Origin of the sequence: Zemynaea arenosa, from assembly GCF_004614185.1 — a bacterium.
Lineage (GTDB): Bacteria > Pseudomonadota > Gammaproteobacteria > Burkholderiales > Burkholderiaceae_D > Telluria > Telluria arenosa.
Genome location: NZ_SPVF01000025.1, coordinates 1 through 9,036, shown reverse-complemented (window position 1 = coordinate 9,036; position 9,036 = coordinate 1). Strand labels below are relative to the sequence as shown.

At 64.8% G+C, this 9,036-nt stretch carries 8 protein-coding genes; 2 read left to right on the top strand and 6 right to left on the bottom strand.

The window, feature by feature from the left end; genetic code table 11:
* Nucleotides 1–196 precede the first annotated feature (196 nt).
* From E4L96_RS01780 to folD, 6 genes are all read right to left on the bottom strand, one after another.
* Complete coding sequence (locus E4L96_RS01780) at nucleotides 197–1,339, bottom strand: branched-chain amino acid ABC transporter substrate-binding protein (RefSeq protein WP_135205529.1); 1,143 nt, start codon at nucleotides 1,337–1,339, stop codon at nucleotides 197–199.
* Nucleotides 1,340–1,412: 73 nt separating this feature from the next.
* Nucleotides 1,413–1,751 carry a DUF2486 family protein gene (locus E4L96_RS01775; RefSeq protein WP_135205528.1) on the bottom strand — a complete coding sequence of 113 codons (339 nt, stop codon included), beginning with the start codon at nucleotides 1,749–1,751 and terminating at the stop codon, nucleotides 1,413–1,415.
* Complete coding sequence (locus tag E4L96_RS01770) at nucleotides 1,748–2,173, bottom strand: DNA polymerase III subunit chi (RefSeq protein WP_135205527.1); 426 nt, start codon at nucleotides 2,171–2,173, stop codon at nucleotides 1,748–1,750. Before E4L96_RS01770 ends, E4L96_RS01775 begins: the two co-directional genes overlap by 4 nt.
* Before the next feature lie 20 nt (nucleotides 2,174–2,193).
* On the bottom strand, nucleotides 2,194–2,808 hold the full coding sequence (locus E4L96_RS01765) for a glutaredoxin family protein (RefSeq protein ID WP_135205526.1): 615 nt from the start codon (nucleotides 2,806–2,808) through the stop codon (nucleotides 2,194–2,196).
* Between the two features lie 23 nt (nucleotides 2,809–2,831).
* Nucleotides 2,832–4,907: a M3 family metallopeptidase gene (locus E4L96_RS01760; protein WP_135205525.1), complete on the bottom strand. Its 2,076-nt coding sequence runs from the start codon at nucleotides 4,905–4,907 to the stop codon at nucleotides 2,832–2,834.
* A gap of 39 nt (nucleotides 4,908–4,946) precedes the next feature.
* Nucleotides 4,947–5,798: a bifunctional methylenetetrahydrofolate dehydrogenase/methenyltetrahydrofolate cyclohydrolase FolD gene (gene folD, locus E4L96_RS01755; RefSeq protein ID WP_135205524.1), complete on the bottom strand. Its 852-nt coding sequence runs from the start codon at nucleotides 5,796–5,798 to the stop codon at nucleotides 4,947–4,949.
* A 200-nt stretch (nucleotides 5,799–5,998) separates the two neighbouring features.
* Between folD and aceE the strand changes: the two genes are divergently transcribed.
* Together aceE and E4L96_RS01745 are read left to right on the top strand one after the other, a co-directional pair.
* Nucleotides 5,999–8,695 (top strand): pyruvate dehydrogenase (acetyl-transferring), homodimeric type, encoded by a 2,697-nt coding sequence (gene aceE / locus E4L96_RS01750; RefSeq protein ID WP_135205523.1) that lies wholly within the window; start codon nucleotides 5,999–6,001, stop codon nucleotides 8,693–8,695.
* Between the two features lie 35 nt (nucleotides 8,696–8,730).
* Nucleotides 8,731–9,036 (top strand): biotin/lipoyl-containing protein (locus E4L96_RS01745; RefSeq protein ID WP_307721621.1); only part of this gene is annotated, 306 nt, incomplete at its 3' end.

Here is a 9,036-nt window from a genome sequence, read left to right as displayed (position 1 = left end):
CAGTGGCACTGCCGGTGGGGCCGCGAATGGCGGCGCTGGGGCGCGCGCGGCGAAGGCTGCGAAGTAGAGCGGGCGATCGGCGCTGGGCGACCGGTCGGGCCGGCCCTGCGCTGCGACAGGCGCACCGCGACGGCAATCGAGTGGCGAAAAAAAACCGGGGCGAGGGCCCCGGTCTCTGCGTGGAAGCGCGCGCGGCTTAGTGCACCACTTCCATCTTGGTTTTCTTGCCGCCCTTGTAGGTAAACAGGGTCAGCGCGCCGTCCTTGAGGTCACCCTTGTCGTCGAACGCGATGTTCCCAGTGACGCCCTGCAGCGAAACCTTCTTCAGCGCAGGCAGGTACTTGGCCGGTTCCGCCGACTGCGCGTCCTGCATCGCCTTCGCCATGGTCATCACCGCGTCGTACACGTACGGCGAATACAGCTGGATGTCCTGGTTGTACTTCTTCTTGTAGCGCGCGCGGAAGTCCTCGAAGGCCTTCTCCTGCGCGCCCGTCACGCCGCCCGCTTCCGCGCACACGACGTTCCCTTCCAGCAGGCCGTCACCGGCGAGACGCGGCAGCGCCTCCGTGCACATGCCGTCGCCGCCCATCAGCTTCGCCTGCACGCCCAGCGCCTTCATCTGCTTGAGCATCGGGCCCGCCACCGCGTCCATGCCGCCGTAGAAGATGATGTCCGGCTTCTTGGACTTAATGGAGGTGAGGATGGCCGAGAAGTCGGTCGCCTTGTCGTTGGTGAACTGCTTGTCGACGATCTGCACGCTGCCGCCCGCGGCCTTGATGCCCTTGGCGAATTCCTCGGCCACGCCCTTGCCGTAGGCGGTGCGGTCGTCGATCACGGCGATCTTAGTGGCCTTTAGGTTCTGGACCGCGTACTTGGCCAGCGTGCCACCCAGCTTGCCGTCATCGGCCACCACGCGGAATGCCGTCTTGTAGCCCTGGCGGGTGTAGGCGGGCAGGGTGGTGGACGGCGAAATCTGCGGAATGCCCGCCTGCGCGTAGATGCGCGAAGCCGGGACCGTGGTGCCCGAGTTCAGGTGGCCGATGATGCCCTTGACCTTCGCATCGACCAGCTTCTGCGCCACCGCGGTGCCCTGTTTCGGGTCGCTGGCGTCGTCTTCGTTCTGCAGCTCGAACTTGACCTTCTTGCCGCCGATGGTGATGCCTTTGGCGTTCAGCTCATCGACCGCCATTTTCGCGCCGTTCTCATTGTCCTTGCCCAGGTGGGCGTTGGGGCCGGACAGCGGGGCCACGTGGCCGATGCGGATCGTGTCCTGCGCGGACGCGGCGCCTGCGAAAGCCAGGGCCAGGGCGAGCGGGATCAACTTGGTCTTGCACTGCATAGATTCGTCTCCAGAGGGATTGAACGGGTGCGGCTTTGTTTTACGAACAAGCGTAACGCCGCTGATTATATGCTTACTTCTTCAGCGTTTGGAGGTGGGCGATTTCCTGAGCCACGGCGCGAGCCACGATCTTTTCGAGGGTCTGGTGCAGGCCCGCGCGGATCTCGCTGGTCAGGTCCTTGAGGGCGCGGTCCAGCACCTCGGCCATCGCATCGCGCACGCGCTGTTCGAGCACGAAGTCGGTGCGGCTCTGGAGCGCGTGCAGCACGCGTTCGCTGACCTGGCGTTCGAGCCGCGCCCAGTCGTCATCCGGCGCCGCCGGCGCGGCAGGGGCGGGCGCCGTGGCGGCCGGTTCGTCCGCAAAGACTTCGGTCAGGACCGGGATGCTGGCATCGAACGGCGTCTGGCTCATGACTGGCTGGCCACGAAGTGAGTGAGCGGGTACGAGGCGCGCTTGTAGGCCGCGTAGCGCTTGCGGCCTTCGGCTGCGTCTTCCTCGTCGGTGGAGATGATTTCGAAGACGCGCTGGAAGCGGTCCACATTGGCCGGGGTGCGGCGCGTGAGGTTGACCAGCATGTCGTAGTGCGGCAGCTCGCCCGCATCGTCGGCGGTGACGATGATCGGCGTCTGCGCCGCCAGCGGATCGTCCGCCAGCACGTGCGGCAGGAAGTCGACGTCCGAGAACGTCCACAGCGCGGTGTTGAGCTGCGCCGCCTGCTCCGCGCTGTCGGCCAGCAGCACCACCTTGCCCTGGGCGCTGTAGGCCTTGCGCGTGAGGCGGCAGGCGTAGGCCAGCTTGTCCGGGATATTGGTGTGGAAGTCGATGCGGGTCATCGCTTGGTCAGCCGAAGACATTAAAACTGGAAGGCCGGTTTCGGTGGCACCGGGCGATTGCGCTCGTTGGCCTCGTTCTGCATGCGGATCTTGGCGGCGGCCGCCTCGATCTGCTCCTTGGACGGGCCCTTGGGCGAAGCGGGCACGCCCGCGCCGAACTGGAAGTTTTTCGGAAGCTGGCGCTCGGCCGGGTAGCGCGCCGCGCTCAAGGCCTGGTTCAGTGCCGTCGGCTCAAAGCCGGACAATTTGGTCGCGCCGATCACGATGAAGGGCAGCGCATTGGAGCCCCCGGCTTCCTTGAGCTGCGCCTGGTCCTCGGGCGTGTTGACGGTCTTTTCGGCATAGGGCACGCCGCGCTCCTGCAGCGCCTTGCGGGCCGCATCGCAGGCATTGCACTGACTGGTGGTGTACAGCGTGACGGGATTGGAGCGCGAGGCCTGCGCCAGCTCGTAGGGCAGGGCGACGCCACCGCCGCCCGCCGCCATATTGCGAACCTCGACCTTCTTTTCCGCCGCAGGGGGCGGCTGGTCGCTGTAATGGGTCACGCCTTTCGGGTCGACCCACTTGTACACCTGTGCGCCCGCACTGGCTGCAGCCAGCAGCGTGATCACACCAACAACGAACCGTCCCTTCATAGCACTCCTATCGCCTCGCAGCTTTACTGCATGCCGTGGTGCCGCAGCAGCGCGTCGATCTTCGGTTCGCGGCCACGGAAGGCCTTGAACGATTCGAGCGCCGGGCGCGATCCGCCCACGGCCAGGATCTCGCGCTGGAAGCGCTTGCCCGTTTCCGCGGTCAGTTCGCCGCCACCGGCTTCCACCGCTTCTTCAAAGGCGGCATACGCATCGGCGGACAAAACCTCGGCCCACTTGTAGCTATAGTACCCGGCAGCATACCCACCTGCAAAGATATGGCCGAACGAGTGTTGGAAGCGGTTGAACGACGGCGGAATCAGCACCGAGAACTTGGTGCGCACCTCGTTCACCAGGTCCTGCACCGTTTTCTGCGAATTCGGGTCGAAGTCATAGTGCAGGTGCATGTCGATCAGCGAGAATTCCACCTGGCGCAGGGTCGCCATCCCGGACTGGAAATTCTTCGCCGCGATCATCTTGTCGAACAGTTCACGCGGCAGCGGTTCGCCGGTCTTCACGTGTGCCGTCATGCCCTGTAAAACGTCCCACTCCCAGCAGAAGTTCTCCATGAACTGGGATGGCAGCTCCACCGCGTCCCACTCCACGCCGGAGATGCCCGCGACGGACAGCTCATCGACCTCGGTCAGCATGTGATGCAGGCCGTGGCCGAATTCGTGGAACAGCGTGATGACTTCGTCGTGCGTGAACAGGGACGGCTGCAGCTGGCCGTCCACTTCCTGCGGCGGCGTGAAGTTGCAGGTCAGGTAGGCGACCGGCGTCTGCACCGCGCCGCCGGTGACGAGGCGGCGGCCGCGCGCGTCGTCCATCCACGCGCCCTGGCCCTTGCCGGGGCGGGCGTACAAATCGAGATAGAACTGGCCGACCAGCTGTCCATCGCGCTCGATGCGGAAGAAGCGCACGTCCGGATGCCACACCGGCGCGCTGTCCGGCGCGATGGTCACGCCGAACAGGCGCGAGACGACCTTGAACAGGCCCTCAACCACTTTCGGCTCGGGGAAGTACTGCTTCACTTCCTGCGCCGAGAAGGCGTAGCGCGCCTCGCTCAGTTTTTCGGAGGCGTAGGCGATATCCCAGGCATTCAGCTCGTCCAGCCCCAGCTCGGACTTGGCGAAGGCGCGCAGCTCGGCCAGGTCCTTTTCGGCGAAGGGCCGGGCGCGGCGCGCCAGGTCTTCCAGGAATTCGATCACGTGCTCCGGGCTCTCGGCCATCTTGGGTACCAGCGAGACTTCGGCGAAGTTGCGGTAGTCGAGCAGCTTGGCTTCTTCATCGCGCAGGCGCAGGAGCTGGGCGATGTTGGAGGTGTTGTCCCACTTTTCCAGCTCGGAGAACACGGCGCCCATCTCGGAGGCCTTGGTCGCATTGGCGCGGTAGATGGTCTCGCGCAGGGAGCGGTTATCGCAGAACTGCAGCAGCGGGAAGTAGGACGGGAAGTGCAGCGTGAACTGGTAGCCTTGTTTGCCGTCCTTTTCGGCCAGCGCGCGCGCGGCCTGCTTCACGTCGTCGGGCACGCCCGCCAGATCAGCCTCGTTCTCGACCAGCAGCTTGTAGTCGTTGGTCGCATCGAGCACGTTCTCGGAAAAGCGCGTGGAGATGGCGGCGTGCTGCTCCTGGATCTCGGCGAAGCGCTTCTTCTTTTCGGGCGGCAGTTCGGCCCCGCCGAGGCGGAAATCACGCAGCGCGTTTTCCACGATTTTCTTGCGGGCCGGGGCCAGCGTGCCGTATTCGGGCGACGCGCGCAGCTGCTTGTATTTGCCGAACAGCGCCTCGTTCTGCGACAGCTCGGTCCAGAACTCGGTGACCTTCGGCTGGTTCTCGTTGTAGGTGGCGCGCAGCTCCGGGTTGTCCATCACGTGATTCAGGTGATTGACCATGCCCCAGGCGCGGCCCAGCTGCTCGGTCGCTTCTTCCAGCGGGATGACGAAGTTGTCCCAGCTGACGTTGTCGGTGGGCTGCTCCAGCGACGCCACCACCTCGCGCGCCTTGGCGATCAGCTGCTCGATCGCCGGCGTAACGTCGGCGGGCTTGAAGATGTCGAAACGGGGCAGGCCCGAGAAGTCGAGCAGTGAGTTCTGTGCAGTCATAGTGTCCAGTCTTTCGTGAGCGAGCCTGCCCGCGTGGCCTTACTTGGCGCTGCGTTCCGCAGACTCGATGGTGTTCATCAGCAGCATGGTGATGGTCATCGGGCCGACCCCGCCCGGCACGGGCGTAATGTGCGACGCGACTTCCTTCACACCCGCAAAATCCACGTCGCCGCACAGTTTGCCCTCGTCGTCGCGGTTCATGCCCACGTCGATCACGATGGCGCCCGGCTTGACCATATCAGCCGTCAGGGTATTGCGTCGCCCGACAGCGGCGACCACCACGTCCGCCTGGCGGGTGTGATAGCCCAGGTCCGGCGTGGCGCTATGGCAGATGGTGACGGTGGCGTTGGCTTGCAAGAGCAGCAGCCCCATTGGCTTGCCCACGGTGTTGGAGCGGCCGATCACGACGGCGTGCTTGCCGCGCAGGTTGAATCCAGTGCTTTCGATCAGCTTCATGCAGCCGTACGGCGTGCACGGGCGGAAGCCATCCAGGCCCGTCATCAGCTCGCCCGCGGACAGGACCGAGTAGCCATCCACGTCCTTGCTGGTCGCAATCGCCTCGATCACCTTGTGCGGGTTGATGTGCTTGGGCAGCGGCATCTGCACCAGGATGCCGTGCACCGACGGATCGGCATTCAGTGCGGCGATGCGGTCGAGCAGGGCGGCCTCCGAGAGGTCGGCGTCGTACTTGTCAAAGATGGAGCGGATGCCGGCGTCCCCGCAGGCCTTGATCTTGTTGCGCACGTAGACGGCGCTGGCCGGGTCCTCGCCGACCAGGATCACGGCCAGGCCGGGCTGCTTTCCGGCGGCGGTGAGGGCGGCGGCGCGCTGGGCGATCTCGGCACGCAGTTGCTGGGACAGTTTGACTCCATCGATGAGTTGAGCGGACATGGCGGCAGAAGAGGTAGAAGTGAGAGGGAGAACGCGAGGCGTGATTATAAATCGCCAACGCGGCTGCCGCTGCCTTCATTCCATAATACGAAATTCACTTTCGTAATTTGGAAAAGCCCAAAAACACTGTTAGAATCCTGCCACTAAAAATCCGCCCGTTTCTTCATAATTCGACGACACGCTCAAAAGGAGACGCATCAATGTCAGCACAACTCGACCAGCTCACGTCGCAGGCCGCCAACGACCCGGACACGCTGGAAACCAAGGAATGGCTTGAGGCGCTCGAAGCCGTCATCGAAAATGAAGGTCCCGAGCGCGCCCACTACCTGATGGAGCGCCTGGTGGACCTGGCGCGCCGCCGCGGCGCCCACATCCCGTTCTCGTCGAACACCGCCTACGTCAACACCATTCCGGCCCACCTGGAGGCGCACTGCCCGGGCAATCTGGAATACGAAGAGCGCCTGCGCAGCTGGATGCGCTGGAACGCGATGGCGATGGTGGTCAAGGCCAACCGCGCCGACGGCGACCTCGGTGGCCACATCTCCTCGTTCGCCTCGCTGGCCAACATGCTGGGCATCGGCTTCAACCACTTCTGGCGCGCGCCGACCGCGGATTTCGGCGGCGACCTGCTGTACATCCAGGGCCACTCCTCGCCGGGCATCTACGCGCGTGCGTTCCTGGAAGGCCGCCTGTCCGAAGACCAGCTGCTGAGCTTCCGCCGCGAGGTTGACGGCAAAGGCCTGTCCTCGTACCCGCACCCGAAGCTGATGCCGAACTTCTGGCAGTTCCCGACCGTGTCGATGGGCTTGGGCCCGCTGACCGCGATCTACCAGGCGCGCTTCCTCAAGTACCTCCACGCCCGCAACATCGCGGACACCGCGGGCCGCAAGGTCTGGGTCTTCTGCGGCGACGGCGAGATGGACGAGCCGGAATCGATGGGCGCGATCGGCATGGCCGCACGCGAGAAGCTCGACAACCTGGTCATGATCATCAACTGCAATCTGCAGCGTCTCGATGGCCCGGTGCGCGGCAACGGCAAGATCATCCAGGAGATGGAAGCCGACTTCCGCGGCGCTGGCTGGAACGTGGTCAAGGTCATCTGGGGTCCGGGCTGGGACGCCCTGCTCGCCAAGGACAAGGACGGCATCCTGCAGAAGGTGATGATGGAAACCGTCGACGGCGAGTACCAGAACTACAAGGCCAAGGACGGCGCCTACGTGCGCAAGCACTTCTTCGGCAAGCACCCCAAGCTGCTGGAGATGGTCGCCAACATGACCGACGACGACATCTGGCGCCTGACCCGCGGCGGCCACGATCCGCACAAGATCTACGCCGCCTTCAAGGTCGCGCAGGAGCACAAGGGCCAACCGACCGTGCTGCTGGTGAAGACCATCAAGGGCTTCGGCATGGGCAAGTCGGGCGAGGCGCGCAACACCGCGCACCAGACCAAGAAGCTGGACGACGAGGCGATCCGCGAAATGCGCGACCGCTTTGCCATCCCGATCCCGGACGACCAGCTGAAGGACATCCCGTTCTACAAACCGGCCGATGACGCGCCGGAAATGCAGTACCTGCAGGAGCGCCGCCGCGCCTTGGGTGGCTACCTGCCGCAGCGCCGCGCACAGGCGTCCGAGTCGCTGCCGGTGCCCGCGCTGTCCGCGTTCCAGAACGTGCTGGATGCGACCGCGGAAGGCCGCGAGATCTCGACCACCCAGTCGTTCGTGCGCATCATCTCGACCCTGCTGCGCGACCAGGCCCTGGGCCAGCGCGTGGTGCCGATCCTGGTCGACGAATCGCGTACCTTCGGCATGGAAGGCCTGTTCCGCCAGATCGGTATCTTCTCGCAGCAGGGCCAGTTGTACGAGCCGGTCGACAAGGACCAGGTGATGTACTACCGCGAAGACAAGGCCGGCCAGATCCTCCAGGAAGGCATCAACGAAGCGGGCGGCATGAGCTCGTGGATCGCCGCGGCGACGTCGTACTCGACGAACAACCGCATCATGATCCCGTTCTACATCTTCTACTCGATGTTCGGCCTGCAGCGCGTGGGCGACCTCGCGTGGGCGGCGGGCGACATGCGCGCACGCGGCTTCCTGCTGGGCGGCACCGCGGGCCGCACGACCCTGAACGGCGAAGGCCTGCAGCACGAGGACGGCCACTCGCACATCATGGCCGCGACCATCCCTAACTGCATGCCGTACGACCCGTCGTTCGCGCACGAAGTGGCGGTCATCATCCAGGACGGCCTGCGCCGCATGGTGCAGGACCAGGAGGACGTGTTCTACTACATCACCCTGATGAACGAAAACTACCCGCAGCCGGGCCTCAAGCCGGGCCAGGAAGAGGGCATCCTGAAGGGCATGTATTTGCTGCAGGAAGGCGCGAAAAACACCAAGCACCGCGTGCAGCTGATCGGCTCCGGCACCATCCTGCGCGAATCCATCGAGGCGGCCAAGCTGCTGGAGCAGGACTGGGGCATCGGCGCCGACATCTGGTCCGCGCCGTCGCTGACGCTGGTGGCGCGCGATGGCCAGGATTGCGAGCGCTGGAACCTGGTCAACCCGGACAAGCCGGCCCGCATTCCGTACGTGACCGGCCTGCTGGAACCGACCTCCGGCCCGATCGTGGCGACCACGGACTACATGAAGCTCTTCTCCGAGCAGATCCGCGCCTTCATGCCGAAGGGCCGCAACTACAAGGTGCTGGGCACGGACGGCTTTGGGCGTTCGGACTCGCGCGTCAAGCTGCGTGAGTTCTTCGAGGTGAACCGCTACTACGTGACCGTGGCCGCGCTCAAGGCGCTGGCCGAGGATGGCGTGATCGACACCTCCGTGGTGACCCAGGCGATCCAGAAGTACGGCATCGATCCGAACAAGCCGAACCCGGTGACCCAGTAACGCGTACCTTCCAAGCCTAGAACGGAGAAAAGAATATGAGCATGGTTGAAGTGAAGGTGCCGGATATCGGCGACTTCAAGGAAGTCGAAATCATCGAGGTGATGGTCAAGCCGGGCGACACGGTCAAGGTGGACCAGTCGCTCATCACCGTGGAGTCGGACAAGGCGTCGATGGAGATTCCGTCGTCGCACGCCGGGGTGGTGAAGGAGATTAAGGTCAAGGTCGGCGACAAGGTGGCCGAGGGCTCGCTGGTGTTGGTGCTGGACGAAGCGGCCGGCGGTGCTGCTGCTGGCGCGGCTGCCGCCCCGGCGGCGGCTCCTGCCGCTGCCGCACCTGCGCCG

Bases quoted from the DNA above. Each gene is read 5' to 3' on its own strand.
- E4L96_RS01775 (WP_135205528.1), bottom strand. From the start codon at position 1,751: ATGAGCCAGACGCCGTTCGATGCCAGCATCCCGGTCCTGACCGAAGTC.
- E4L96_RS01765 (WP_135205526.1), bottom strand. From the start codon at position 2,808: ATGAAGGGACGGTTCGTTGTTGGTGTGATCACGCTGCTGGCTGCAGCC.
- E4L96_RS01760 (WP_135205525.1), bottom strand. From the start codon at position 4,907: ATGACTGCACAGAACTCACTGCTCGACTTCTCGGGCCTGCCCCGTTTC.
- E4L96_RS01770 (WP_135205527.1), bottom strand. From the start codon at position 2,173: ATGACCCGCATCGACTTCCACACCAATATCCCGGACAAGCTGGCCTAC.
- aceE (WP_135205523.1), top strand. From the start codon at position 5,999: ATGTCAGCACAACTCGACCAGCTCACGTCGCAGGCCGCCAACGACCCG.
- folD (WP_135205524.1), bottom strand. From the start codon at position 5,798: ATGTCCGCTCAACTCATCGATGGAGTCAAACTGTCCCAGCAACTGCGT.
- E4L96_RS01780 (WP_135205529.1), bottom strand. From the start codon at position 1,339: ATGCAGTGCAAGACCAAGTTGATCCCGCTCGCCCTGGCCCTGGCTTTC.